Origin of the sequence: Arthrobacter sp. CAU 1506, from assembly GCF_005047635.1 — a bacterium.
Classification (GTDB): domain Bacteria; phylum Actinomycetota; class Actinomycetes; order Actinomycetales; family Micrococcaceae; genus Crystallibacter.
The window spans coordinates 1-24,549 of the sequence record NZ_SUKC01000003.1; the positions used below are offsets into that span (position 1 = coordinate 1).

At 67.2% G+C, this 24,549-nt stretch carries 24 protein-coding genes and 1 tRNA gene; 21 read left to right on the forward strand and 4 right to left on the reverse strand.

The window, feature by feature from the left end:
- Positions 1-268 precede the first annotated feature (268 nt).
- From E4J89_RS19535 to E4J89_RS05085, 11 genes are all read left to right on the forward strand, one after another.
- Positions 269-1,285 carry a hypothetical protein gene (locus E4J89_RS19535; protein WP_205754407.1) on the forward strand — a complete coding sequence of 339 codons (1,017 nt, stop codon included), beginning with the start codon at positions 269-271 and terminating at the stop codon, positions 1,283-1,285.
- Between the two features lie 29 nt (positions 1,286-1,314).
- On the forward strand, positions 1,315-2,241 hold the full coding sequence (locus tag E4J89_RS19680; protein ID WP_240691721.1) for a hypothetical protein: 927 nt from the start codon (positions 1,315-1,317) through the stop codon (positions 2,239-2,241).
- Entirely contained in the window at positions 2,231-3,211 is a 981-nt protein-coding gene (locus E4J89_RS05045) for an HAD-IIA family hydrolase (protein WP_136785026.1), read from the forward strand. The genes E4J89_RS19680 and E4J89_RS05045 overlap by 11 nt, the downstream gene beginning before the upstream one ends.
- A 60-nt stretch (positions 3,212-3,271) precedes the next feature.
- Entirely contained in the window at positions 3,272-3,475 is a 204-nt protein-coding gene (locus E4J89_RS05050; RefSeq protein WP_136785027.1) for a hypothetical protein, read from the forward strand.
- A gap of 4 nt (positions 3,476-3,479) precedes the next feature.
- Entirely contained in the window at positions 3,480-4,352 is an 873-nt protein-coding gene (locus E4J89_RS05055) for a TlyA family RNA methyltransferase (protein ID WP_136785028.1), read from the forward strand.
- The gene (locus tag E4J89_RS05060) at positions 4,349-5,338 is read left to right on the forward strand and encodes an NAD kinase (protein ID WP_136785029.1); all 990 of its coding nucleotides are present in this window, start codon (positions 4,349-4,351) and stop codon (positions 5,336-5,338) included. The genes E4J89_RS05055 and E4J89_RS05060 overlap by 4 nt, the downstream gene beginning before the upstream one ends.
- 1 nt (position 5,339) lies before the next feature.
- A complete protein-coding gene (gene recN / locus E4J89_RS05065) occupies positions 5,340-7,052 on the forward strand; it encodes a DNA repair protein RecN (protein ID WP_136785030.1) in 1,713 nt (570 codons plus the stop codon).
- Positions 7,053-7,171: 119 nt separating this feature from the next.
- Positions 7,172-8,893: a CTP synthase gene (locus tag E4J89_RS05070; RefSeq protein WP_136785031.1), complete on the forward strand. Its 1,722-nt coding sequence runs from the start codon at positions 7,172-7,174 to the stop codon at positions 8,891-8,893.
- 1 nt (position 8,894) lies between these two features.
- On the forward strand, positions 8,895-9,569 hold the full coding sequence (locus E4J89_RS05075; protein ID WP_240691722.1) for an NUDIX hydrolase: 675 nt from the start codon (positions 8,895-8,897) through the stop codon (positions 9,567-9,569).
- 6 nt (positions 9,570-9,575) lie between these two features.
- Complete coding sequence (gene xerD, locus E4J89_RS05080; RefSeq protein ID WP_136785033.1) at positions 9,576-10,556, forward strand: site-specific tyrosine recombinase XerD; 981 nt, start codon at positions 9,576-9,578, stop codon at positions 10,554-10,556.
- Positions 10,557-10,606: 50 nt separating this feature from the next.
- Positions 10,607-11,110, forward strand: a complete 504-nt coding sequence (locus tag E4J89_RS05085) for an NUDIX domain-containing protein (protein ID WP_136785034.1) — start codon at positions 10,607-10,609, stop codon at positions 11,108-11,110.
- Here E4J89_RS05085 and E4J89_RS05090 read toward each other — a convergent pair.
- The 4 genes from E4J89_RS05090 to E4J89_RS05105 are packed head-to-tail and all read right to left on the reverse strand — an operon-like array spanning position 11,107 to position 15,434.
- Positions 11,107-12,267 carry a bifunctional 2-methylcitrate synthase/citrate synthase gene (locus E4J89_RS05090; RefSeq protein WP_136785035.1) on the reverse strand — a complete coding sequence of 387 codons (1,161 nt, stop codon included), beginning with the start codon at positions 12,265-12,267 and terminating at the stop codon, positions 11,107-11,109. The genes E4J89_RS05085 and E4J89_RS05090 overlap by 4 nt on opposite strands.
- A 21-nt stretch (positions 12,268-12,288) precedes the next feature.
- The gene (gene prpB / locus E4J89_RS05095; RefSeq protein ID WP_136785036.1) at positions 12,289-13,194 is read right to left on the reverse strand and encodes a methylisocitrate lyase; all 906 of its coding nucleotides are present in this window, start codon (positions 13,192-13,194) and stop codon (positions 12,289-12,291) included.
- Complete coding sequence (locus tag E4J89_RS05100) at positions 13,195-14,715, reverse strand: MmgE/PrpD family protein (RefSeq protein WP_136785037.1); 1,521 nt, start codon at positions 14,713-14,715, stop codon at positions 13,195-13,197.
- Positions 14,715-15,434, reverse strand: coding sequence for a GntR family transcriptional regulator (locus E4J89_RS05105; RefSeq protein ID WP_240691723.1), 720 nt, complete (start codon positions 15,432-15,434; stop codon positions 14,715-14,717). Before E4J89_RS05105 ends, E4J89_RS05100 begins: the two co-directional genes overlap by 1 nt.
- Positions 15,435-15,625: 191 nt before the next feature.
- On the opposite strand from E4J89_RS05105, the gene E4J89_RS05110 reads away from it, so the two are divergent.
- The 10 genes from E4J89_RS05110 (at position 15,626) to E4J89_RS05155 (ending at position 24,377) form a co-directional block, all read left to right on the forward strand.
- Complete coding sequence (locus E4J89_RS05110) at positions 15,626-16,015, forward strand: VOC family protein (RefSeq protein WP_136785038.1); 390 nt, start codon at positions 15,626-15,628, stop codon at positions 16,013-16,015.
- A gap of 229 nt (positions 16,016-16,244) precedes the next feature.
- Positions 16,245-17,135, forward strand: coding sequence for an AAA family ATPase (locus E4J89_RS05115; protein ID WP_136785039.1), 891 nt, complete (start codon positions 16,245-16,247; stop codon positions 17,133-17,135).
- Positions 17,135-18,109: a ScpA family protein gene (locus E4J89_RS05120; protein WP_240691724.1), complete on the forward strand. Its 975-nt coding sequence runs from the start codon at positions 17,135-17,137 to the stop codon at positions 18,107-18,109. Before E4J89_RS05115 ends, E4J89_RS05120 begins: the two co-directional genes overlap by 1 nt.
- Complete coding sequence (locus E4J89_RS05125) at positions 18,102-18,737, forward strand: SMC-Scp complex subunit ScpB (protein ID WP_136785040.1); 636 nt, start codon at positions 18,102-18,104, stop codon at positions 18,735-18,737. The genes E4J89_RS05120 and E4J89_RS05125 overlap by 8 nt, the downstream gene beginning before the upstream one ends.
- A gap of 59 nt (positions 18,738-18,796) precedes the next feature.
- Positions 18,797-20,071, forward strand: a complete 1,275-nt coding sequence (locus tag E4J89_RS05130; RefSeq protein ID WP_136785041.1) for a pseudouridine synthase — start codon at positions 18,797-18,799, stop codon at positions 20,069-20,071.
- A gap of 3 nt (positions 20,072-20,074) precedes the next feature.
- Positions 20,075-21,193: a prephenate dehydrogenase gene (locus E4J89_RS05135; RefSeq protein WP_136785042.1), complete on the forward strand. Its 1,119-nt coding sequence runs from the start codon at positions 20,075-20,077 to the stop codon at positions 21,191-21,193.
- Positions 21,190-21,894: a (d)CMP kinase gene (cmk, locus tag E4J89_RS05140; RefSeq protein WP_136785043.1), complete on the forward strand. Its 705-nt coding sequence runs from the start codon at positions 21,190-21,192 to the stop codon at positions 21,892-21,894. Before E4J89_RS05135 ends, cmk begins: the two co-directional genes overlap by 4 nt.
- Positions 21,881-22,630: a lysophospholipid acyltransferase family protein gene (locus tag E4J89_RS05145; protein WP_136785044.1), complete on the forward strand. Its 750-nt coding sequence runs from the start codon at positions 21,881-21,883 to the stop codon at positions 22,628-22,630. Before cmk ends, E4J89_RS05145 begins: the two co-directional genes overlap by 14 nt.
- The gene (gene der / locus E4J89_RS05150) at positions 22,623-24,176 is read left to right on the forward strand and encodes a ribosome biogenesis GTPase Der (RefSeq protein ID WP_136785045.1); all 1,554 of its coding nucleotides are present in this window, start codon (positions 22,623-22,625) and stop codon (positions 24,174-24,176) included. Before E4J89_RS05145 ends, der begins: the two co-directional genes overlap by 8 nt.
- 127 nt (positions 24,177-24,303) lie before the next feature.
- Positions 24,304-24,377: transfer RNA gene (locus E4J89_RS05155), tRNA-Pro, on the forward strand.
- Positions 24,378-24,549 lie beyond the last annotated feature (172 nt).

The following is a 24,549-nucleotide window of genomic DNA, read 5'->3' on the forward strand; positions in this document are numbered from 1 at the left end:
GGAAGCTAAGGCCCACAGCGCCGATGGTACTGCACTCGGGAGGGTGTGGGAGAGTAGGTCACCGCCGGACATTCTTTACACAGGGAAGGCCCCGCCAACGACGGCGGGGCCTTCCCCCGTTAACACCCAGGATTCGTTAGTGGAGTCACAGGGCGCCTTCTGCTTACAGCAAGAAGGTGATCCGTTGACTGCACTAGAATGGATCGATGGCACGGGCGCGCCACAATGATCTGCGCCCGAAACAAGACAACGTATATAGAGATTTTTGATGGCTGCGGTTGGTTCGATGACCCGGCCCGCACTGAGAGGAGTTCCGGCATGGCTGATTTCCGGGGTCGTGAAGGACGAGACGACAGGGGTGCAGGCCGAGGCAACTACGACCGTTCAGGCGCTGACCGCTCCAACGAAAGAGGAGAGCGGAAGCGCCCCGACAACGAGCACCGTAGTAAAAACCGCTCGGGTACTGACGGTGGCTACCGTCAGCAGGGTGATCGTCCGCGCCAGGATCGTGGTGAGCGGCGTGATTTTGGGGATCGTCGTTCACAGGGTGATCGTCCCCGTCAGGATCGTGGTGAGCGGCGCGACTTCAGTGATCGTCCTCGTCAGGATCGTGGTGAGCGCCGTGATTTTGGCGATCGTCCTCGTCAGGATCGTGGTGAGCGCCGGGACTTTGGCGATCGTCCTCGTCAGGATCGTGGTGAGCGCCGGGACTATAGTGACCGTCCTCGTCAGGATCGTGGTGAGCGCCGGGACTATAGTGACCGTCCTCGTCAGGACCGTGGTGAGCGCCGGGACTATAGTGACCGTCCTCGTCAGGACCGTGGTGAGCGCCGGGACTATAGTGACCGTCCTCGTCAGGACCGTGGTGAGCGCCGCGACTTCAGCGATCGCCCGCGGCAGGACCGTGGTGATCGCCGTGATTTTGGCGATCGTCGTCCGCAGGGTGATCGTCCCCGTCAGGATCGTGGTGAGCGCCGTGATTTTGGCGATCGTCCTCGTCAGGATCGTGGTGAGCGCCGTGATTTTGGCGATCGTCCTCGTCAGGATCGTGGTGAGCGCCGTGATTTTGGCGATCGTCCTCGTCAGGATCGTGGTGAGCGCCGGGACTTTGGCGACCGTCCTCGTCAGGATCGTGGCGAGCGGCCCGCCGCCCGTTCGGCTGGCCCACGCGAGCACAATGCCCGGGACCTCCGCAGCGCCAACCGTGTGGACCGCCCGCGTTCGCCCGAGATTGACGAGGACGTTTCAGGGTCAGAGCTGGACCGGGTTACCCGCGCACAGCTGAGGACCTTGGAGTCGAAGAACGCAGAGTGGGTGGCCAAGCATTTGGTGATGGCGGGCCGGCTTCTTGACGAGGATCCGGAACTGGCCTTCCAGCACGCCTTGGCTGCGAGCCGCCGGGGCGGACGAATGGCGCCGGTGCGCGAAGCCGTGGGTCTGACTGCATACGCGGCCGGCCACTATGGCGAGGCACTGAGGGAATTTCGCACGTTCCGAAGGATCAGCGGTTCCAACGAGCATCTGCCTATCATGGCCGACTGCGAACGTGGACTGGGGCGCCCGGACAGAGCGCTGGAACTGACCCGTTCAGAAGACGCTGAATCACTTGATACGGCCGGCAAGGTGGAACTGGCTATTGTGGCCTCCGGCGCACGATCCGATCTGCAGCAGTATGACGCGGCCGTCGCAGCTCTGGAGATTCCGCAGCTGGACCGCAATCGGGCTTTCTCCTACAGCCCTCGGCTCTTCCGCGCCTACGCAGACGCTTTGGACGCAGCCAGCCGCGGTGATGAAGCGCAGCAGTGGCGGCGGCAGGCAGTCGTGGCAGAGAATGCCCTCGGCGTTGGTGATTTTGCCGAGCCCGAGATCGTCGACCTGGTCGGTGAGGAAGTGGAGCCGGTAGGCAGGCCGCTACAGCGCACCGCAGAGGAACGCGTTGGTGCCAGCGAGGTTCAGCTTGCGGACGAGAGCGAGCTTGCGGACGAGAGCGAGCTTGCGGACGAGAGCGAGCTTGCGGACGCCAGCGAGGCTCTCGATGCCAGCGAGGGCTCGGCCCCTGACGCCGAGCCAGCTGATGCCGGCGTAACCGGATCCTCCCAGGACGCGGAGACTGCGCCGACGGACGTGTCCCCGGCAGCTGAACCACACGAGGTGGCCGACTCCACGGCTAAAACCGAGGCTGACGACGCGGACACTCCGGCAACCCCGCACACGCCGGACAGCAGGGACGATGTCCAGTAGTCCGCTGATCTCCGGCTACGACGCCGTGCTGTCCGACCTGGACGGAGTCGTCTACGCCGGGCAGCAGGCCATCCCCGGAGCTGCAGAGGCGTTGGAGCGTCTTGCGGACACCGGAACGGCACTGGGCTACATCACGAACAACGCATCCCGCTCGTCCGAGCAGGTAGCCGCGCATTTGCGCGAGCTCGGCGCGCCGGCCACGGCCGATCAGGTTTTCGGATCGGCACGTGCCGGCGCGTTGCTGCTGGCCCGGCACGTGCCTGCGGGCTCCAAAGTGCTGATCACAGGCAGCCAGACGTTGGCCGACGAAACAGCGGCGCAGGGATTCATCCCGGTTCGCTCTGCCCTCGAAGCGCCAGCGGCCGTGATCCAAGGGTTCGACCCGGCGCTGGGATGGAACGAACTGGCCGAGGCCTCCTTCGCGATCGCCGCGGGCGCCTTCTGGATCGCCACCAATACGGATATGACCATTCCCCGGGAGCGCGGCATCGCGCCCGGAAACGGCGCATTGGTTGCCGCCGTGCAGGCAGCCACCGGTGCGGAGCCGCTGGTCGCGGGGAAGCCGGAAGCCGGCATCTTTACGACGGCGGCGGCAGCGCTGGGCGCCAACCGTCCACTGGTGGTGGGGGACCGGCTGGATACGGACATCCTGGGCGGAAACAACGCCGGCATGGACACGGCTGCTGTACTCACGGGCGTGGATGGGCCGGAGGCGGCCCTCGGCGCCCGCACAGCAGAACGGCCACGCTACCTGCTCGGCAGCCTGGCTGAACTGTATCTGCCATACCCCGCGGTTGTCCGCGACGGCGCCGGGTTCCGTTGCGGCGACGCGACGGCCGCCGTCGAGAATGGTGGACTCCGCGTCTCCGGCAGCCGGGACGATGTGGACACGTGGCGGGCCGCCTGCGCGGCATGGTGGGACGCCCATCCGGACCAAGCCGCGGCGACCGCGCCTGAGCTGGTCGGCTGAACGCCGCCACTACACTGATCATGGCGGTTGGGTACACCGGCCGATGCAAGGGAGGAAAGCTTGGACCTGCCAGAACCTCGGGACAGCGGCGACCAAACGCCGCCGCAATGGCCCGCCACAGCTGAGCCGACCGCCGACGAGTCCGTGAACGACATTGTCGCCGAACTGACCCAGATTCCGGAACTCCCTGTCAGCGGGCACGAACAGCTGTACCAGCGGATCCACGACGGTTTGTTGGCCGATTTGGAGACCGAGGCTGACTGACCAGATGCCACGACTCGACCAGGAGCTAGTATCGCGGGGGCTGGCACGCTCCCGCACACATGCAGCCAAACTCATCGCGTCAGGCCGGGTCAGCCGCGCCGGAACTGTCATCACCAAGGCATCGGCTGCGGTCGGCCCGGAGGAGCCCCTGGACGTAGCTCCCGACGCGGGCCCCGAGTACGTCAGCAGGGCCGGACACAAGCTGGCCGGCGCGCTGGCAGCTTTCCCCGCCGTGGACCCGGCAGGTTTGCGCTGCCTCGACGCCGGCGCCTCCACCGGCGGGTTCACCGACGTGCTGCTGCGCAACGGGGCACAGGAGGTTGTGGCCGTTGACGTGGGACACGGCCAACTCGTTGAGCAGATCCGTGCGGACAGCAGGGTCAGGGTGTTCGAAGGCATGAACGTCCGATATCTCGACGTCGGCGAGATCGGCGGGCCGGTGGATCTGACCGTCGCGGACTTGTCGTTTATCTCGCTGACCCTGGTTGTCGAAGCCTTGGCCAACGCCACGCGACCCAACGGAAACCTCCTGCTGATGGTCAAGCCGCAGTTTGAGGTGGGCAGGGAAAACCTGGCGCGCACCGGCGTCGTCGGTTCAGAAGCCGAACGATTCCGAGCGGTGAAGAACGTGGTTTCCTCGGCCCTCGAGACGGGTCTGCAGGTGCGCGGGTTGGCGGTCAGTCCACTTCCCGGGCAGGACGGAAACGTCGAATATTTCCTGTGGATAAGCGTTCCGCCGGGCAAACGGGAGCGCAGAACAGGTAGTGTGCTGGAGGGGGAAGTGAACGCAGCGATGGCCAATTTCCCGCAGGGGTCCAGCCCATCGCCGGACCAGATGGACGAACCGAGAGGGCAGGAACCGGGAGTGGAGCGATGAGCCGGCGGATTCTGGTGCTCGCGCACACCGGACGGGTAGACGCCATGGCGGCTGCCCAGGAGACATGTGCCCAACTCCATGCCTCCGGGCTGGTTCCGGTCATGCGCCGGGAAGACATCGCGCCCATCCGGGAAACCTATGGGGACCTGGCCGTGCCCTGCGAGACGCTGGACGAAGACGTCAGCCTCGACGCGGTGGACCTCGGCATGGTGCTGGGCGGCGACGGAACCATCCTCCGCTCGGCCGAGCTGGTCCGGGACTCGGACGTTCCGCTACTCGGGGTCAACCTGGGACACGTCGGCTTCCTGGCCGAGAGTGAACGGGCGGACCTGGCGCAGACCGTCCACTGGGTGGTCAACCGCCAATACACGGTGGAAGAGCGCATGACCATCGACGTGCAGGTGTGGCTGGGCAAGCGCAAGATCGGGCACACCTGGGCGCTGAACGAAGCCGCGGTGGAAAAGGGCGATCGGCAGCGGATGCTGGAAGTCGTCGTCGAAGTCGATGCCCTGCCGATCAGCTCGTTCGGCTGCGACGGCGTGGTGATGGCGACGCCTACCGGTTCGACGGCCTATGCCTTTTCGGCGGGCGGGCCGGTGGTCTGGCCGGAAGTGGAAGCCCTGTTGATGACACCGATCAGTGCGCACGCCCTGTTCGCCAAGCCGCTGGTGGTAGCGCCGACTTCCATCATGGCGGTGGAAGTCCTGAGCCGCAGCGACGCCAACGGAGTGCTCTGGTGCGACGGGCGCCGCAGCCTGGAGCTGCCGCCGGGGTCCCGGATCGAGGTGACCCGTTCGGACAAACCGGTGCGGCTGGCCCGCACCCACCTGACCCCGTTCTCAGAACGGCTGGTCCGCAAGTTCGAGCTTCCCACGTCGGGATGGCGCGGACCCGTCAGCCCCTCGGAGGAACAGCCGCCGACGTCGTCCCTGCCGACGGTCCGCACGGTGGAGCCGCATTACACCCAGCCGGGCGGGAGGAGCTGACATGATCGAAGAAATCAGGATCCGCAACCTCGGCGTCATCACCGAGGCCACGCTGCCGCTGGGACCCGGCCTGTCCGTGGTGACGGGCGAAACCGGCGCCGGTAAAACCATGGTGGTCACCGCGCTTGGCCTGCTGCTGGGCGCCCGCGCCGACGCCGGAGCGGTACGCAGCGGGGCCGCGAACGCCGTGACCGAGGCAGTGGTCCGGCTGGCCGCGGTCAGCCCCGCGCTCGCCCGGGCCGGTGAAGCCGGGGCTGACATGGACGAGTTCGACGGCGGAGCCGAACTGATGCTCGCCCGCACGGTCAACGCCGACGGCCGCAGCCGCGCGCACGTGGGCGGACGCGGAGCCCCGGTGGGAACGCTGGCCGAGATCGGCGGCCACCTGGTGGCGGTCCACGGACAAACCGACCAGTTGCGGCTGAAGAGCCAGCAGGCACAACGTGAGGCACTGGACAAGTTTGCCGGGCCTGCCTTGTCGGAGGCCTTGACCGGGTACGCCGGGTCATTCGTCCGGTGGAAGGAAGCCAAGGCCGAGCTGGAGACCCTGCGGACTGAAGCGCGCGAACGGTTGCGGGAGGCCGAAGCCCTGCAGTTGGCCCTCGAGGAAATCGACGGCCTGGACCCGCAGCCCGGCGAAGACGACGCGCTGAAGGCCGTGGCCGTGAAGCTGGCTAACGTCGAGGAACTGCGGGCGGCTGCCACGCTGGCACACCAGGCCCTGGTGGCCGAAGAATTTACCGACTCGCCGGACGCAACGGCGCTGGTCGACGCCGCGAAGCGGTCGCTGGAGCAGGTCCAGGACGAAGATGCCGAGCTGGGACGGGCGGCCGCCCGATTGGCCGAAGTGGGGATCATCCTCGCCGATGTGGCCGCGGAACTCGCCAGCTATGGAGCCTCGCTGGACAGTGAAGGACCGGGCCGGCTGGAGGAGGTCGAAGCGCGTCGCGCCGATTTGGCGCGGCTCGTCCGCAAGTATGCGCCCAGCATCGACGAGGTCCTTGAGTGGGCAGTCCAGGCCCGCAGCCGGCTGGACGAGCTGACCGACGATTCCAGCCGGATCGAGCGGCTGGAAGCGGAAGTGGCCGGACTCGACGCGGCGTTGGCCACCCAGTCCGCCGAGGTCACGGCGCTGCGCCGGAAAGCTGCCGCCGAACTGGGCCACCGGGTGGGCACCGAGCTGTCGGCGCTGGCCATGGCCGAGGCCGAACTGGTGATCGAGATCGAGCCTGCGCCGGCTTTGGCGGTGCACGGCGCCGACGTCATCACCTTCCTCTTGAAACCGCACCGGGGCGCTCCGCCGCGGCCGCTGGGCAAGGGCGCGTCCGGCGGCGAGCTCTCCCGCGTGATGCTGGCCATTGAAGTAGTGCTCGCCGAGGTGGACCCGGTGCCGACCTTCGTCTTCGACGAAGTGGACGCCGGCGTGGGCGGAAAAGCTGCCGTTGAAATCGGCCGCCGGCTGGCCATGTTGGGGCGCTTCGTGCAGGTGATTGTGGTGACCCACTTGCCCCAGGTGGCAGCCTTCGCCGACCAGCACATCCGGGTGATCAAAACGGCCGGCAGCGGCGAGGGCGGAATGACCGCCAGCGACGTACGCCTGCTCGACGACGAGGAGCGGGTGACCGAATTGGCCCGCATGCTCGCCGGCCAGGAAGAATCCGAATCCGCCCGTGCTCATGCCCAGGAACTGATAGACGGGGCCAGGGCGCTGTAGCATCCGCTGCAGGCAGAACCAGCCCCGCCGCCGGTGGGGGGAGAAGTTGGCCGCTTGGCGTGTGTTCGCACACTCGAGGGCGGTCGGAGCGGCCTTGAGATCCGAGGGCGTCCAGAAAGGTGATAGGCTCGAATTCCGTGGTGCAGCGAACAAATTCCCGGTTTTCCAAGTCGTCCAAGACGACCAAACACATCTTCGTCACCGGCGGCGTGGCGTCCTCGCTCGGGAAGGGACTGACGGCTTCCAGCCTCGGCCACCTGCTCCGTGCACGCGGCCTCTCCGTGACCATGCAGAAGCTCGATCCCTATCTGAACGTGGATCCGGGCACAATGAATCCCTTCCAGCACGGTGAAGTTTTCGTCACGGATGACGGCGCCGAAACCGATCTGGACATCGGACACTACGAGCGGTTCCTAGACGAGAACCTGGACGGGTCGGCCAACGTCACTACGGGCCAGGTGTACTCCACGGTGATCGCCAAGGAACGCCGAGGCGAATACCTCGGTGACACCGTCCAGGTGATTCCTCACATCACGGATGAGATCAAGCGCCGGATGCGCCTGCCTTCCGAGCCGGCCGCGGGCAAAAAGTCCCCGGACGTGATCATCACCGAGATCGGCGGCACGGTGGGCGACATCGAGTCGCAGCCGTTCCTGGAAGCGGCACGCCAGGTCCGCCAGGACGTCGGGCGCACCAACGTCTTCTTCCTGCACGTGTCGCTGGTGCCCTACATCGGTCCGTCGCAGGAACTGAAGACCAAGCCCACCCAGCACTCGGTGGCCGCCCTGCGTTCGATCGGTATCCAGCCCGACGCCATCGTGATCCGCTCCGACCGTGAGGTCCCCGCCGCGATGCGGGAAAAGATCGGCCGGATGTGCGACGTGGACAGCGATGCCGTGATCGGCTGCCCGGATGCGCCGAGCATCTACGACATCCCCAAGACGCTGCACTCGCAGAATCTGGACGCGTACATCGTTCAGCACCTTGACCTGAAGTTCAAGGACGTCAACTGGTCGAAGTGGGACCAGCTGCTGGCGGCGGTCCACAACCCGCAGCACACCGTCGAGGTGGCACTGGTGGGCAAGTACATCGACCTACCCGATGCCTACCTTTCGGTGACCGAAGCACTGCGCGCGGGCGGATTCGCCAACCAGACCCGGGTCAAGATCCGCTGGGTCCCCTCCGACGACTGCGCCACCGACGAAGGCGCTGCCGCCGCACTCGATGGCGTGCACGCCATCTGCGTGCCCGGTGGCTTCGGCATCCGCGGCCTGGAAGGCAAACTCGGCGCGCTCAAGTTTGCCCGCGAGCACAAGCTCCCCACCCTGGGCCTGTGCCTGGGCCTGCAGTCGATGGTGATGGAGTACGCCCGCAACATCGTGGGACTCGAAGGTGCCTCGTCTACCGAGTTTGATCCGGACACCAAGCACCCGGTGATCGCCACGATGGCCGAGCAGCTGGACATTGTCGAAGGCAAGGGAGACCTGGGCGGCACCATGCGCTTGGGGCTGTACGAGGCCGCCCTGCAGTCGGGCTCCGTGGTGGCAGAGACCTACGGGAGCACCAAGGTCAGCGAACGCCACCGCCACCGCTACGAAGTCAACAACGAATACCGCGACCAGCTCGCTGCTGCCGGCCTGGTGTTCTCCGGTACCTCCCCGGACGGCAAGCTGGTGGAGTTCGTTGAGCTGCCCCGCGATGTGCATCCGTACTACGTGTCCACCCAGGCACACCCGGAACTGAGTTCGCGCCCCACGCGGCCGCATCCGCTGTTCGCCGGCCTGATCGCCGCCGCCTTGAACCATGGCAACGCCAAGGCACCGGCAAAGTCCGGAGTCTGACGTGCCGGTGCAGCCGGATGCCTTCGCCGATGTCCCGGATCCGCGCCGGCTGGTGGACCGCCGGACGGTGTACCGCGGCAGGATCTGGGACGTGGTCAGCGATACCTTCACGCTGGGCCAGGACGACGGCGCCACGCTGGTGCGCGACTACATTGCACATCCCGGTGCGGTGGCCATCCTCGCGATGGACCCGGAAGGGCGCGTACTGCTGCTGAAGCAGTACCGCCAGCCCGCCGAGATGTCGCTGTGGGAGATCCCCGCGGGCCTGCTGGACCTGGACGGAGAGGACTTCGTGGACGCCGCGGCGCGGGAGTTGGCCGAGGAAGCGGACCTGGTGGCCGGCCGCTGGAACGTGCTGGTGGATTTCTTCAATTCGCCCGGTTCCTCCAGCGAGGCGATCCGCATTTATCTGGCGAGGGACCTCTCCGAGGTTCCCGAAGACCAGCGGCATGAGCGCACCGAAGAGGAAGCCGAGATCGAGCACCTCTGGGTGTCACTGGACGATGCAGTGGACGCCGTCATGGCCGGCCGGCTGCATAATCCCTCGGCGGTGGCCGGGCTGCTCGCGGCAGCCCGGGCCGCCGGCACCGGCTTCGACAACCTGCGACCGGCGGATGCGCCCTGGCCTGAGCATCCCAGCCAGCGTCCCGGCGCCGCCGGCTCCGGCCGGGATTGAGCACCCATGGTGCCGGTGCAGGCCCCGCCAGCCAAGGGCGACGAATTCACTGCGACAGCGCTGGGCCCCGCCGCGGGAGACTACCTGCAGCACATGGCGGTGGAACGCGGACTGGCCGCCAACACCGTGGCGGCCTACCGCAGGGACCTGGGCCGCTACCTGAGGTTCCTGCAGGGACGGTCGATCAGTGAGCCGGCCGCGGTGAGCCGCCACGATGTCACGGCGTTCGCCCAGGCCCTGTCCGACGGGTCCGACGGCGCTGCCGCGCTGAGCGTCAGGTCGGCGGCCCGGACCATTGTGGCCGTGCGCGGCCTGCACAAGTTCTGGACCCTGGAAGGCATCACGGAGACCGATCCGGCCACCGACGTCCATCCGCCGATGCCCGGCAAACGCCTGCCCAAGGCCATCTCCGTGGCCGACGTGACCCGGATCCTCGAGTCCGCCGGCTCGGACAGTGCCACCGGCCTGCGTGACCGGGCGCTGCTGGAGTTTTTGTACGCGACCGGCGCCCGGATCAGCGAAGCGGTGGGCCTGGACGTTGATGATGTCAGCGTCGAACCGCAAGGCGACGGCCCCGCCGTCGTCCGCCTTTTTGGCAAGGGATCGAAGGAGCGGCTGGTGCCGCTGGGCTCCTATGCTGCGCAGGCCGCCGACGCCTACCTGGTCCGTGGACGGCCGGCCCTGGCCGCCAAGGGTCTCGGCACTCCGGCCCTGTTTCTGAACGCCCGCGGTGGCCGGCTGAGCCGCCAAAGCGCTTGGACCATCCTGAAGGCGGCGGCGGAGAAAGCCGGCATCACACAGCCCGTTTCCCCGCACACCCTGCGCCACTCTTTCGCTACCCACCTGCTGGAGGGCGGCGCGGATGTCCGCGTGGTGCAGGAGATGCTGGGCCACGCATCCGTCACCACCACGCAGATCTACACGCTGGTCACCGCCGATACGCTGCGCGAAGTCTACGCCGCCGCGCACCCGCGCGCCCTGGGCTAAGCCGGCGTCGTTGAGCGGCCGGACACCTGGACCGGACTAGACTCGCTCCCATGACCGTTGCCGTTGCCCTGTGCTTCCTGCTGAGGGAAGAATCCGGGCAGAGCTCCGTGCTGCTCGGCCGGAAAAAGACCGGCTTCGGCCTCGGGAAGGTCGTGGGCGTCGGCGGAAAACTGGAAGCGGGGGAGTCCGAGCGCAATGCTGCCTGCCGGGAGATGCAGGAGGAGACCGGTGTGCACGTCAGCGTCGAGGACCTGGAACCGGCCGGACGGATCTTCTTCGACTTTCCGGCCCGGCCGGCGTGGAGCATGGACACCGCGCTCTTCATCGCTCGGAGCTGGACCGGCGTGCCGGTGGAGTCGGTGGAAATTGCCCCGGCCTGGCACCGCGTGGACCAACTGCCGCTGGGGCTGATGTGGCAGGACGCCGGGCATTGGCTACCGCTGGCCCTGTCGGGGGAGCAGCCGCGGCTACGGGTGGTGATGCGGCCCGATAACGAGACGGTGGCCGACGTCGAGGATCTCGACACCGGCCACCGCGTGGGCTGGCAGTTTTAGCGGCCCAGTTCCCGCTGGCCGGGCCCGTTGTATTCGCTGAGCGGGCGGATCAGCGAGTTGGCTTCCAACTGCTCCATGATGTGCGCGGTCCAGCCGGTGATCCGGCTGGCCACGAACAGCGGGGTGAACATTTCCGTGTCGAAGCCCATCAGGTGGTAAGTGGGTCCGGCGGGGTAGTCCAGGTTCGGCTTGATGTTCTTCGCCTCGCCCATCGCAACCTCCAGCCCGTCGTAGAGTCCAAGGATCTCGGGGCGGCCGTAGTGGTCGATCATCTTGTCCAGGGCGGCTTTCATGGTCGGCACCCGGGAATCGCCGTGCTTATAGACCCGGTGGCCGAAGCCCATCACCTTCTTCTTTTCCGCCAGGGCCTGCTCCATCCAGGTCCGGGCACGCGCGGCTGCCTCCTCGCGGGACTCGTCGGTGCGGATGCCGATCTGCTCGAACGTGTGCATCACCGCTTCATTGGCGCCGCCGTGCAGTGGTCCTTTCAGCGCCCCGATGGCCCCGGTCACGGCCGAATGCAGGTCGGACAAGGTGGAGGTGATGACCCGGGCGGTGAAGGTGGAGGCGTTGAACGAGTGCTCGGCGTACAGGATCATCGAGACGTTGAACGCGTCCACCACCTCCGGGGCAGCTTCCTCGCCGAAGGTCATCCAGAGGAAGTTCGCGGCGTAGCCCAGGTCTTCGCGCGGTTCCACCAGGTCCTGGCCGCGGCGCCGGCGCTGGTCATAGGCCACCACCGCCGGGAACGCGGCAAAGAGCTCCAGCGCCTTGGCCATGTTCGCCTCCGGCGAGGAGTCCTCGGCCAGCCGGTGGCGGGCTCCGATCACGCTGGCTGCCGTGCGGCAGACGTCCATGGGGTGGGCTTGGACCGGCAGCGCATCGATGACCGACTTCACCACCGGGTCCAGGGCGCGGCCGCCGCGTTCGGCCGCGGTGAAGTCCCGCAACTGGTTTGCGTCGGGAAGCTCAGAATTCCACAGCAGATACGCCACTTCTTCGAAGCTGCAGTGCGCGGCCAGATCCTGGACCGGGTAGCCGCGGTACAGCAGCGAGTTGGTTTCCGCGTTGACCTTGGAGATCTTCGTCGTGTCGACGACGACGCCGGCCAGCCCTTTGTGGATCTGCGGTGCTTCAATGGTTGCATCCGTGCTCATGGCGACTCCTATGTCTTGTGGTCAGTGCTGACCGGGCACTTGGAAATTGAATACAGAGGTGTCGAATTGGTTATACGCCTCATAATCCACCAATTCGTACAAACGCGCACGGGTCAACATCTGCCCGACCTGTGATTGCTGGGTTCCGTCGGCCTTGATTGCGTCCAGGGTCCGCCCGGCAGCGCCCATCGCGCTGCGCAGCAGGGTCACCGGGTAGATCACCATGTTCACGCCCACCGAGGACAGTGCCTCGGCGGTGAACAGATCGCTCTTGCCGAATTCGGTCATGTTGGCCAGCACCGGGACGTCGACGGCTTCGCGGATGGCCGCGAATTCCTCCAACGTCCGCATGGCCTCCGGGAAGATGGCGTCAGCGCCGGCGTCGACCAGCGCGCGGGCGCGGTCTTGGGCTGCGGCCAGGCCGTCCACGGCCCGGATGTCGGTCCGTGCCATGATCAGGAAGTTCGGGTCGCGGCGGGCATCGGCGGCGGCCCGGATCCGTTTGCTGGCGGTCTGAAGGTCCACCACGTTCTTGCCGTCCAGATGGCCGCAGCGTTTGGGGTTGAACTGGTCTTCGATGTGGCAGCCTGCCAGGCCGGCATTTTCCAGTTCCTGCACCGTGCGGGCCACGTTCATCGGCTCGCCGAAGCCGGTGTCGGCGTCCACCAGGGCGGGCAGGTCGGTCATCCGCGCGATCTGTCCGGCGCGGGTGGCGACTTCGGTCAGCGTGGTCAGTCCGATATCCGGCAGGCCCAGGTCGTTGGCCAGCACCGCGCCGGAGATGTAGACGCCGTCGAACCCCTTCTCCTGGATCAGCCGTGCCGAGAGCGGGTTGAACGCGCCCGGGAACTGCTGCAGTTTGCCGGAGGCCAGGGACTCTCGCAGCGTCCGGCGCTTCTGCTCGGGTGTGGTGGCGGAGTAGAGCATTTAGAACAGCCCCTTCGGACCGGCGGAGAGGTCGATGACCCCGTCGGCGGCCTGGATGTTCAGTTGGTCCAACTCGCCGGCGGCCAGTTCCGGCAACCGCTCGACGGCGGCCAGGAACCGGTCGATTTCTGCCTCGTCGACGATCCCGGCGGCCAGCGTGCGCAGCTTGTTCACATAGTGTTCCCGGGTGAACGGTCGGGCGCCCAGCGGGTGGGCATCGGCTACGGCGATTTCGTCGGTGATGACGGTGCCGTCGGTGAGCGTGATCTCCACCGAGCCGCCGAACGCCTTTTCGGCGATGTCCAGCGAGTGGTAGCGGCGGGTCCACTCCGGGTCTTCCTCGGTGCTGACCTTGTGCCACAGCGCTACGGTGTCCGGCCGGGCGGCCCGTTCCGGGGCGTAGGAATCGACGTGGTGCCAGGCACCGTCCTGCAGTGCCACGGTAAAGATGTACGGGATCGAGTGGTCCAGCGTTTCGCGCGAAGCCGTCGGGCTGTACTTCTGCGGATCGTTGGCACCGGAGCCGATCACGAAGTGCGTGTGGTGGCTGGTCTTGATCAGCACGGACTTCACGTTGTCCGCGTCGGTGGCTTCCGGATGCTCGCGGTGCAGCTTGCGGGCCAGATCGATCCAGGCCTGGGCCTGGTATTCGGCCGAGTGTTCCTTGGTGTACGTGTCCAGGATGGCGCGCTTGGGCTCGCCCGGTGCCGGCAACGGGACGTCGTAGGAGGCGTCCGGCCCGTCCAGCAACCAGGCAATGACGCCGTCCTCGCCTTCGTAGATCGGCACCGGTGAGGTCTGGCCGCGCATCGCCCGGTCCACAGCCTCCACCGCCATCTTGCCCGCGAAGGCCGGCGCGTGCGCCTTCCAGGTGGAGATTTCGCCCTTGCGCGACTGGCGGGTCGCCGTCGTCGTGTGCAGCGCCTGGCCCACGGCCTGGAAGATGGTTTCCACGTCCAGGCCCAGCAGCGTTCCGATGCCCGCGGCGGCCGACGGCCCCAGATGCGCCACGTGGTCGATCTTGTGCTTGTGCAGGCAGATGGCCTTGACCAGGTCCACCTGGATTTCGTAACCGGTGGCGATGCCGCGGAGCAGGTCGCGGCCGTTCGACCCGACATGCTGGGCCACCGCCAGGATCGGCGGGATGTTGTCGCCCGGGTGCGAGTAGTCAGCGGCCAGGAACGTGTCGTGGTAGTCCAGTTCCCGCACGGCTACGCCGTTGGCCCAGGCCGCCCACTCCGGCGAGGTCTTCTGCGCGATGCCGAAGATGCCGGAGCCGTTTCCGCCGCCGGAGACCGGATGGCTCAGCGCCTGCGCACGCGCGGCGACGATCGGGCCCCGGTTCAGCGACGCGATCGCCACCGAAGCGTTGTCGATGATCCGGTTAATCACCATCTCGGCCACCTCGGCCGAAACCTCCACCGGATCGGTGGCCACCTGGGCGATCTTGTAGGCGAGCTGGTCCTCGCGCGGCAGGTTCTCTTCACTGCGGTAGACGCGTACGCGGTTCTCGACGGTCATTAAACTGTCCTTTCGGCTGGCAGATCGGGTCGATGGTGTGGATCGGTGGACTTGAAATGTTCCAGGCTCTGGTGCAGGTGGATCCGGGTGGCCGCCGCAGCCACCTGGCCGTCGCCGTCGGCAATGGCGCCGGCGATGTTGGCGTGCTCGGCGGCCGAGGCCAGCAACCTGGCCGGATTGTCCCGGGCGAGCCGCCGGACCCTCACCAGGTGGACGCGGAGGTTGGCCATCGCCTGGCGCAGATAGGTGTTTCCTGCCGCGTCGTCCACGGCGGCATCCAGCCGGCCGACCAGTTCGTAGTAAGCCCGCGCATCAGGCGCAGAACCGCGCAGCGCGTCCGCGGCGGCAAGGAACTCGTGCTGCAGCTGTCGGAAGACGGCCGGCTCGCCGCGTACGGCGGCCAAGGCCGCCGACTGGCATTCCAACGCTGTGCGCAGTTCGAACAGCTCGGTGACGTTTGCCAGCGAGATGGCGGCGACGACGACCCCGCGCCCCGCATGAGGGGCGGTCAGTCCTTCTGCGTTCAGCCGGCCCAGTGCCTCGCGCAGGGGAGTGCGGGAGATGCCCAGCCGTGCCGCCTGCTCAACCTCGCCCAGCACGGTGCCGGGAGGCAGCCGCCATTCGACAATGTCCTCCCGCAGCGCCCAGTAAGCCCGCTCGCTGGCCCGGAGGGGCTGCCCGCTGTGCGCCGACGGCGCGTGCTGTTCAACGATTCCCACCACCCCACTGTATACATGGGAGTGCCAATCGCGCTAGAGACGGCATCGAAATCCGCAATTTGGGCCAGTTTTGTATACACAGAGTCGGCACAGGGTTGGGTGCTGGTGGTCCAGTGTGCGCCGCCCCTAGACTGGGTCGATGTGGTGTGGATCACCATGCCATCCCTTCACGCAGAATGCAGGTGAGAGCAATGGCCGGACGAGTCGTGCACTTCGAAATTCCAGCGGAGGACCAGGACCGCGCGAAAGAGTTCTACACCTCCGCGTTCGGCTGGGACATCACCACGATGCCGGAGATCGACTACACCTCGCTGGGAACCGCCCCCACCGACGGCCAGGGCATGCCCACCGAACCCGGGGCCATCAACGGCGGCATGTTCCGCCGCGAAGGCGAGCTGACCGGCCCGATTATTACCATCGACGTGGACGATATCGACGCCGCACTGGAAAAAATCGGCAGTCTCGGTGGATCGACGGTCACGGCCAAGGGAGCGGTTCCGCAGATGGGGTACTTCGCCCACTTCCGGGACACTGAAGGGAACGTGATGGGCCTGTGGCACACCGATTCCTCTGCCGGGTAGCGGCCTGAAGCTTCGCGCAACTCTCAGGGATTGTGATCCCCGGCCGCCAGCGCTGCGTGCTGTGCTGCGCAGGTCCGGCCGGCCTGCCGCGACGCCTCAAACCTTCGACCTCTACTAGAAGCTAAAGGCTCGCCGGTCGTCAGCGTCCTGTCGATTGATCGCAGGAACGTCGCTGTAACCTTGTCTGGAAGAAGTACAGCAGCGAAACGATGGAAGCTGGGTTTGATACGTGAGCAGCGAACAAGGTTCGACAACCACTCTGCGGCAAGCGGACGAGGATGTCCTGGGCCCCACCGGCCGGCCGCTGACCGAGTTCCCCGAACCGCCCGCCCTGGCCTCGCACGGTCCAGCGCGGATCGTGGCCATGGTCAACCAGAAAGGCGGCGTGGGTAAAACCACGTCCACCATCAACCTTGGCGCTGCCCTGGCCGAGGTCGGCCGCAAGGTGCTGCTGGTAGATTTCGATCCGCAGGGTGCGCTGTCCGCCGGGCTCGGCACGAATCCGCATGAGCTGGACCTGACCGTCTACAACGTGCTGATGGACCGCAAGACCGACATCCGCGAGGCGATCCAGCCCACCGAGGTGGAGAACATCGACCTGCTGCCGGCGAACATCGACCTCTCCGCCGCGGAAGTGCAGTTGGTCAATGAAGTCGCCCGCGAGCAGGTCCTCGCGCACGCGCTGCGCAAAGTCGAAGACGACTACGACATCATCCTGATCGACTGCCAGCCCTCTTTGGGTTTGCTGACCGTCAACGCGCTGACCGCGGCCCACGGCGTGATCATTCCGCTGATCTGCGAGTTCTTTGCCCTGCGGGCGGTGGCGCTGCTGGTGGAAACCATCGAGAAGGTCCAGGACCGGTTGAATCCGCGGCTTCAGATCGACGGCGTGCTGGCCACCATGTACGACCCCCGCACGCTGCACAGCCGCGAAGTGATCGGCCGCCTGCTGGAGGCGTTCGGCGACAAGGTCTTCGAAACTGTCATCAAGCGGACGATCAAGTTCGCAGACGCCACCGTCGCCGCCGAGCCGATCACCAGCTATGCCGGCAACCATGCCGGTGCAACCGCATACCGCCAGCTGGCCAAGGAGCTCATTTCGCGCGGCGGCGCCCCCTGATGACGCTGACGCCGGCAGGCGAGATGCCTGCTGGCCGCCCTCCGGCAGGTCAGGAAACGGCGCCGGCAGGTCAGGAAACGGCGCCGGCAGGTCAGGAAACGGCGCCGGCCGGCCCGGACGGCGGCCCGAAGGCGGCCGGATTCGCTGTGACCTTGGACAACTTCAGCGGTCCTTTCGATCTGCTGCTGGGACTGATTTCCAAGCACGAAATGGACATCACCGAAGTGGCGCTCTCCCGCGTCACCGACGAATTCATCTCCTACATTCGCGGCCTGCAGGCCGACGGCAACGATAAAGCTCTGGATGAAGCCAGCGAGTTCCTGGTCATCGCGGCGACCCTGCTGGACCTCAAGGCCGCCCGGCTGCTGCCGACCGGCGAGGTCGAGGACGATGAAGACATCGCCCTGCTCGAGGCCCGCGATCTGCTCTTTGCCCGGCTGCTGCAGTACAAGGCCTTCAAGGAAGTCGCGGCGCTCTTGGGACAGCGGTTGGCCCGCGAGGCCGACCGCTTTCCGCGCCAGGTGTCGCTGGAACCTCACTTTGCTGCTCTGCTGCCGGAGCTGGTCTGGCGCACGCCGCCGGCGGAGTTCGCCGCGTTGGCGGCCAAGGCGCTGGAGCCCAAGGAACCCGCGCCCACCCAGGTGGGGCTCTCCCACCTGCATGCGCCGCCGGTCAGTGTGAAGGAGCAAGCTGCCCTGCTGGGCGCCCGGCTGCAGGCCGGGGCGCCGCTGTCCTTCCGCTCGCTCACCGCAGATGCGGACAGCACGCTGGTGGTGGTCGCGCGCTTCCTGGCGCTGCTGGAGATGTTCCGCGACGCAGTCATCGCCTTCGATCAGGCTGCGCCGCTGGGTGAGCTGACGGTGCGTTGGACCGGTCCGGATTCCGAATGGACCGGCGAGAATCTCAGCGAAGAGTATGAAGACATCCCGGTGGCGGAGACCGCGACCGACGGAACGGAGGAGACCCATGACTGACCCGGTGGTGGACACAGCGGCAGGGCCGGAGATCGACGTGGACCAGTTGCCTGGCGGCGCTCGTGCTGCCTTGGAAGCGGTGCTGATGGTCATCGATGAACCCGCCTCGGAGATCGAATTGGCCACCGCCGTGTCCCTGCCGGTGGACACGGTTCACGCCCTGCTGCTGGAGCTGCAACAGGATTACGACGGCGGCGCCTCCTCGGCCGGACTGCCCGCCAGAGCGCCGCGCGGCTTCGAGCTCCGCAACATCGCCGGAGGCTGGCGCATCTTCTCGCGCAGCGATTTCGCCCCGCTGGTGTCCGGTTTCGTGCTGGAAGGCCAGACTGCCCGGCTAACCCAGGCAGCCTTGGAGACGCTGGCGGTCATCGCCTACCGCCAGCCGGTCTCCCGTGCCCGGGTTTCCGCCATCCGCGGAGTGAACGTTGACTCGGTGGTTCGGACGCTGACTCAACGCGGGCTGATCGAGGATTCCGGCACCGATCCGGAGACCGGAGCCATCCTGTACCGGACCACCTCCTATTTTCTGGAAAGATTGGGGATAGGAAGCATCGGCGAACTGCCGGAGATCGCTCCGCATCTGCCGGGGCTGGAAAACCTGTCCGAGTACGACGACGCTTCGCTCTAGACTGCCGGCAGCCGGCAGCGCCAGATCAATGACGCAGTTCCCACGGGTAAGGATCCACCATGACACAACCGCCTCGTTCCGGTTCCGGACGGAATAATCCCCGCGGCGGAAAGCGTCCCGGCGACGCCCGCCGTCCGGACGACTCCTCGCGCCGGTCGGAAGGCGGCTCGGCCCAGGGACGCGGCCGGCCGGGCCAGGGGAGCGGTGCCGGCGGCGCAGGCCGGACCGATGCCGGCAAGCCGGGCGGCGGCCGCTCCGGTGCGGGGCGGGACCAGAGCCGCACCGAATTCGGCAAGAGCGCCGGTCAGTCTGGCGCCCGCAGGGGAGCGGCCGAAGCAGGAGCAGGCAAGCCGGGAAGCCGCAAGCCGTCGACGGCAGGTGCTGGCGCAGGCAAGCCGGGCGCAGGCAAGCCCGGCACCGGCAAACCGTACGGCAGCAAGGCCGCCGGCAAGGCCGGTGCGGGCAAGGCCCGCGGTGCGAAGCCGCAGCGCCCCGCCGGGCCCAAGGCCTTCGGCCGTGAGCGCTTCGGCCAGAATCTTGGTCCCGTGAGCCGGGCCGACCGCCCGGCGCGCACCGGCACCGGCGCCGTCTCCGACCTGCACGATCCCGAGGGAGTGCGCCTGCAGAAGGTCCTCGCCGGGGCCGGCGTCGCCTCGCGCCGTGTGTGCGAAGAACTGATCCAGGCCGGCCGGGTTGAAGTGGACGGCGTCGTCGTTCGCGAGCTCGGCGTGCGGGTGGACCCCGCCCGCGCCATCATCCACGTGGACGGTATCCGCGTGCAGATGGACGAGACCCTGACGTACCTGGTCTTCAACAAGCCCAAGGGGGTTGTCTCCACGATGGAGGATCCCGAGGGGCGCCCGTGCATCAGCGACTACCTCAAGCCGCAGCAGGGACAGCGGCTGTTCCACGTGGGCCGGCTGGACCAGGCCACGGAAGGCCTGCTGCTGCTGACCAACGACGGCGAACTCGCCAACCGCCTCACGCATCCGTCCTACGAGGTCCCCAAGACCTATTTGGTGCAGGTCCGCGGACCGATGGCCCACGGTGTCGGTGCACAGATGAAAGCCGGCATCGAGCTGGAAGACGGCGTTTCCTCGGTTGATTCGTTCAAACTGGTGGACTCCACGCCGGGCCATGTCCTGGTGGAAGTTGTGCTGCACTCAGGCAAGAACCGCGTGGTGCGGCGCCTGTTCGACGCCGTCGGCCACCCGGTGGAACGGCTGGTCCGGATCCAGGTCGGACCGATCCGGCTGGGCGATCAGCGCCAAGGCAGTATCCGCGCCTTGGGCCGCCAGGAGGCCGGGCATCTGCTGGCCTTGGTGGGGATGTAGCCGGTGAATCCAGCACACGTCCAGGCCACCCATCTGTCCGGACCGGTCCTGGTGATCGGTACCGGGCTGCTGGGAGCCAGCATCGGCCTCGGCCTGCGTGCCCGCGGCATTGACGTCCTGCTGTCGGATCCCTCGCCATCGGCCCAGGCCGTGGCCCAGGACATCGGCGCTGGACGCGTCCTGCCGGCGGGCGAACACGTGGAGCCACAGCTGGTGGTCGTTGCGGCACCGCCGGACGTTACCGCCGCTGTGGTGTCCCGTGCCCTGCGCGGTTACCCGGACGCCGTCGTCGTGGACATTGCCAGCGTCAAGACGGCCGTCTTCGAGGCCCTGGCTAAAGATCCGGACCTGACCGAGGCCCACCTTGGCCGCTACGTCGGCACCCACCCGATGGCCGGCCGCGAGAAATCGGGTCCGGTCGCCGCCCGCGGCGAGATCTTCACCTCGATGCCATGGGTTTTGTGCCCGTCGGAACTGTCCTTGCCGGGCGCCGTGAAGACGGCCCAGGCGCTCGCCATCGATCTGGGTGCGGTGGTTTCGCGGATGTCCGCGGACGAACATGACACGTCCGTGGCGCTGATCTCGCACCTGCCGCAGGTGATGTCCTCGCTGCTGGCCAGCCGGCTGCAGGACACGCCGGCCCATGCCTTGTCCCTCTCCGGCCAGGGCTTGCGCGACGTCACCCGGATCGCCGCCAGCGACCCGGCCTTGTGGGTTCAGATCCTTGGCGCCAACGCGGCCCGGCTGGTGGACATCCTGTACGGCGTCCGCGAAGACCTGGAACGGCTGATCAAAACTCTGGAACAGCCGGAGGCCGACGGTGCCCGGCTGGACATGGCGCAGTTGATCAGCGAAGGGAACGCCGGCCAGGCACGGATCCCCGGCAAGCATGGTGCTCCGCCGCAGGCGTTCGCGTGGATGACCGTGCTGGTGGACGACACCCCCGGCCAAATCGCCCGCTTGCTGACTGAAATCGGCGAGGTGGGCATCAACCTGGAAGACCTCCGACTGGAGCACTCGGCCGGCCAGCCGGTGGGGCTCGCGGAAATCGCGGTGCTGCCCAGCAAGCGCCACGAACTGATCGATTACTTAACCTCACATGGATGGAAGGTTGTGCAATGAGCGCGGCGGAAGTGGACATGGCCCGTTACCGGCAGGGTAAGGCCCTGGTGGTCGCCATCGACGGGCCTTCGGGCTCCGGCAAGTCGTCCGTCAGCAAGGAAACCGCTCGGCGGCTGCACGCGTCCTATCTGGACACCGGAGCGATGTACCGCGCCGTGACCTGGTACTGCGTCAACACCGGCGTGGACTTGGCCGATGCTGCCGCGGTCGAGCGGGCATGCAAGGAAGTGGACCTGCAGATCAGCACCAACCCCGACGACGAATTCGTGCGCATCGGCTCGACCGACATCACCGACGAGATCCGCGAGCCGTCCATCTCCGCATCGGTCAGCGCTGTGGCCACCACGCTGGGCGCGCGCGCCGAACTGGTCCGCCGCCAGCAGCAGATCATTGCCGATTCAGGCCGCAGGATCGTTGCCGAGGGCCGCGACATCACCACGGTAGTCGCGCCCGACGCCGAGGTGCGGCTGCTGCTGACCGCCAGCGAGGAGGCACGGCTGCGCCGACGCGGCCTCCAGCTGGGCGGAACACAGAGCGAGGCCGACCTGCACGAGCAGGTGCTGGCCCGCGACGCCAAAGACTCGACGGTGGTGAATTTTTCCGAGGCCGCCGACGGTGTTTTCACCGTCGATTCGTCCGATCTGGACTTCGAACAGACCGTGGAAGCGGTGCTCGCCGTCGTGCGGCATGCCGCGCACTGAGCCCGCCCGCGCCGGAGGATTCACCGGCCCCGTCCGCTGGGGTCCGCGGTGGGGCCGGCCGGTCGGCAAGGTGCTGGACCATCTGGTCTACCGGACCCGGATCCATGGCCGCGAGCATGTTCCGGCCGCCGGTCCGGTCATCTTCGCTGCCAACCATCTGAGTTACCTGGACGGACCGGTGATGGTGGGGGCGGCGCCGCGCCGCATGCATGTGCTGGTCAAGCAGGAGATGTTCACCGGCTTCCTCGGCAAGGTCCTGCAGTACTCGGGCCAGATTCCGGTGGACCGCAGCGGTGACCGGGCAGCACTGACCGACGCCAAGGCCCTGCTGGAGGAGGGACGCTGCATCGGCATTCTGCCCGAAGGAACCCGGGGCGCCGGGGACGCCGCCGGGGTCAGCTCCGGGGTGGCCTGGCTGGCGTTGAACAGCGGTGCTCCGGTAGTGCCGGTGGCGGTGCTCGGCACCCGGATCAGCGGTGAGCACCGCGACGCCATCCCACGGCCCGGCCGCGTCTTCCACGTGGCGTTCGGTGCGCCGCAGGTCTACCGGCGGCTGCCCGCAGCGTCCGGCCGTGTTTCAATGGACACTGCAGCCGAAGCGATCCGCCGGCAGTTGTCCGGCCATGTCCGGCGCAGCGAGGCGTTCACCGGGCAGCGGCTTCCGGCCACACCCACCCGCGACAACACTTTGAGCAAACGGCTTGCAGCCTACCCAGAAGGAACAGACGATGAGTGAGACCCAGCCCGGACCCTCCCCGGCGGAACGGCCGGCCGACGAGGAATACCGTCCGGCGGGCGAAGACCAGATCGCCGAGCACATGCTTGCGCTCGACGACGACGACGCGGAACTGCGGGCGGCATCGCTGCGCGCCGGTCTGGCGGAGTACGAACTTGATGACGAAGACGCCGCGCTGCTGGCCGCCGGCGACGAGCCCATCTCCGAGGAAGAACCGCTGCATGTGGCACCGGTGCTGGCCATCGTGGGCCGGCCCAACGTGGGCAAATCTACCTTGGTGAACAGAATCTTGGGCCGGCGCGAGGCCGTCGTCGAAGACACTCCGGGGGTCACCCGCGACCGCGTCTCCTACTCAGCGCACTGGAACGGACGCCCCTTCACGCTGGTGGACACCGGCGGCTGGGAGCACGATGCCCGCGGCATCCATGCCCGTGTAGCCGACCAGGCCGAGATCGCAGTGGACATGGCCGACGCCGTTCTGCTGGTCGTCGACGCGAATGTGGGCGCCACGGCCACCGACGAGGCAGTGGTGAAGATGCTGCGCCGGAAGAAGAAGCCGGTCATCCTGGTCGCCAACAAGGTGGACGACATCGCCCAGGAAGCGGAGGCGGCAACACTCTGGGGCCTGGGGTTCGGCGAGCCCTACCCCGTGTCGGCGCTGCACGGGCGGGGCGCGGCGGACATGCTCGACGCCGTCATGGACGTGCTGCCCGAATTCTCCGCCTACGGGGGACTGGAGCGTACCGGCGGTCCCCGCAGGATCGCGCTGATCGGCCGCCCGAACGTGGGCAAGTCGTCGCTGCTCAACAAACTGGCGGGCAGCGAGCGGGTGGTGGTCGATTCATTGGCCGGAACCACCCGCGATCCAGTCGACGAGATGATCGAACTCGGCGGCCGCACCTGGCGGTTCGTTGACACAGCCGGCATCCGCCGCCGCGTGCACATGCAGCAGGGCGCCGATTTCTACGCCTCGCTGCGGACGCAGGCCGCGCTCGAAAAGGCGGAGGTCGCCGTCGTACTGCTGGCCGTGGATGAGGTGCTCAGCGAGCAGGACGTCCGCATCCTGCAGTTGGCCATCGACTCGGGCCGCGCGCTGGTGCTGGCCTTCAACAAGTGGGACCTGCTGGACGACGACCGCCGTCGCTACCTCGAACGCGAGATCGAGCAGGACCTGGCCCATGTGGACTGGGCCCCTCGGGTCAATATTTCGGCGAAGACCGGCTGGCACAAGGACCGGCTGGTGCCCGCGCTGGACCGCGCGCTGGAGTCCTGGGACAAGCGCATCCCCACCGGGCGCCTCAACGCATTCCTGGGCGAACTGGTGGCCGCCCATCCGCATCCGGTGCGTGGCGGCAAGCAGCCTCGGATCCTGTTCGGCACGCAGGCGTCCTCCCGGCCACCCAAGTTCGTCCTGTTCACCACCGGCTTCCTGGATCCGGGCTACCGCCGGTTCATCACCCGCCGGCTGCGTGAAACCTTCGGTTTCGAAGGCACCCCGATCGAAGTCAGCATGCGGGTCCGCGAGAAGCGGGCACGCAAGCGCTGACAGGGCTGTGGCCGCCGTCCCACGCGTCGGCGGCCACGGGTCCGGGCCATTCCCTGTGGTCATCGGACGCGCAAAAATGCTGTACAGTATTTGAGGTGGTTCCGCCGGATGCACGTAGGCGGAACTTCGGGTTGTGGCGCAGCTTGGTAGCGCACTTGACTGGGGGTCAAGGGGTCGCAGGTTCAAATCCTGTCAACCCGACAAACGAAAGCCCTGATGGACGATGTTCCATCAGGGCTTTGTCGTGTCCGGGGAAGGGTTGTCCAGGCCCTTGCCCGCCCGGAGCGTGGCAGGTCGGCACACCGGGTGCAGGCCACCCATCCTCTGATCCGGACAGCCGAGGTTATGCGGTGAGGATAGCGTGTGGCCGCCG

Excerpts from the sequence above, each read along its gene's own strand:
- recN (WP_136785030.1), top strand. The coding sequence starts at position 5,340 with ATGATCGAAGAAATCAGGATCCGCAACCTCGGCGTCATCACCGAGGCC.
- E4J89_RS05060 (WP_136785029.1), top strand. The coding sequence starts at position 4,349 with ATGAGCCGGCGGATTCTGGTGCTCGCGCACACCGGACGGGTAGACGCC.
- E4J89_RS19535 (WP_205754407.1), top strand. The coding sequence starts at position 269 with ATGGCTGCGGTTGGTTCGATGACCCGGCCCGCACTGAGAGGAGTTCCG.
- der (WP_136785045.1), top strand. The coding sequence starts at position 22,623 with ATGAGTGAGACCCAGCCCGGACCCTCCCCGGCGGAACGGCCGGCCGAC.
- E4J89_RS05045 (WP_136785026.1), top strand. The coding sequence starts at position 2,231 with ATGTCCAGTAGTCCGCTGATCTCCGGCTACGACGCCGTGCTGTCCGAC.
- E4J89_RS05085 (WP_136785034.1), top strand. The coding sequence starts at position 10,607 with ATGACCGTTGCCGTTGCCCTGTGCTTCCTGCTGAGGGAAGAATCCGGG.
- xerD (WP_136785033.1), top strand. The coding sequence starts at position 9,576 with ATGGTGCCGGTGCAGGCCCCGCCAGCCAAGGGCGACGAATTCACTGCG.
- E4J89_RS05090 (WP_136785035.1), bottom strand. The coding sequence starts at position 12,267 with ATGAGCACGGATGCAACCATTGAAGCACCGCAGATCCACAAAGGGCTG.
- E4J89_RS05130 (WP_136785041.1), top strand. The coding sequence starts at position 18,797 with ATGACACAACCGCCTCGTTCCGGTTCCGGACGGAATAATCCCCGCGGC.
- E4J89_RS05110 (WP_136785038.1), top strand. The coding sequence starts at position 15,626 with ATGGCCGGACGAGTCGTGCACTTCGAAATTCCAGCGGAGGACCAGGAC.
- cmk (WP_136785043.1), top strand. The coding sequence starts at position 21,190 with ATGAGCGCGGCGGAAGTGGACATGGCCCGTTACCGGCAGGGTAAGGCC.
- E4J89_RS05055 (WP_136785028.1), top strand. The coding sequence starts at position 3,480 with ATGCCACGACTCGACCAGGAGCTAGTATCGCGGGGGCTGGCACGCTCC.
- E4J89_RS05120 (WP_240691724.1), top strand. The coding sequence starts at position 17,135 with ATGACGCTGACGCCGGCAGGCGAGATGCCTGCTGGCCGCCCTCCGGCA.
- E4J89_RS05100 (WP_136785037.1), bottom strand. The coding sequence starts at position 14,715 with ATGACCGTCGAGAACCGCGTACGCGTCTACCGCAGTGAAGAGAACCTG.
- E4J89_RS05125 (WP_136785040.1), top strand. The coding sequence starts at position 18,102 with ATGACTGACCCGGTGGTGGACACAGCGGCAGGGCCGGAGATCGACGTG.
- prpB (WP_136785036.1), bottom strand. The coding sequence starts at position 13,194 with ATGCTCTACTCCGCCACCACACCCGAGCAGAAGCGCCGGACGCTGCGA.
- E4J89_RS05145 (WP_136785044.1), top strand. The coding sequence starts at position 21,881 with ATGCCGCGCACTGAGCCCGCCCGCGCCGGAGGATTCACCGGCCCCGTC.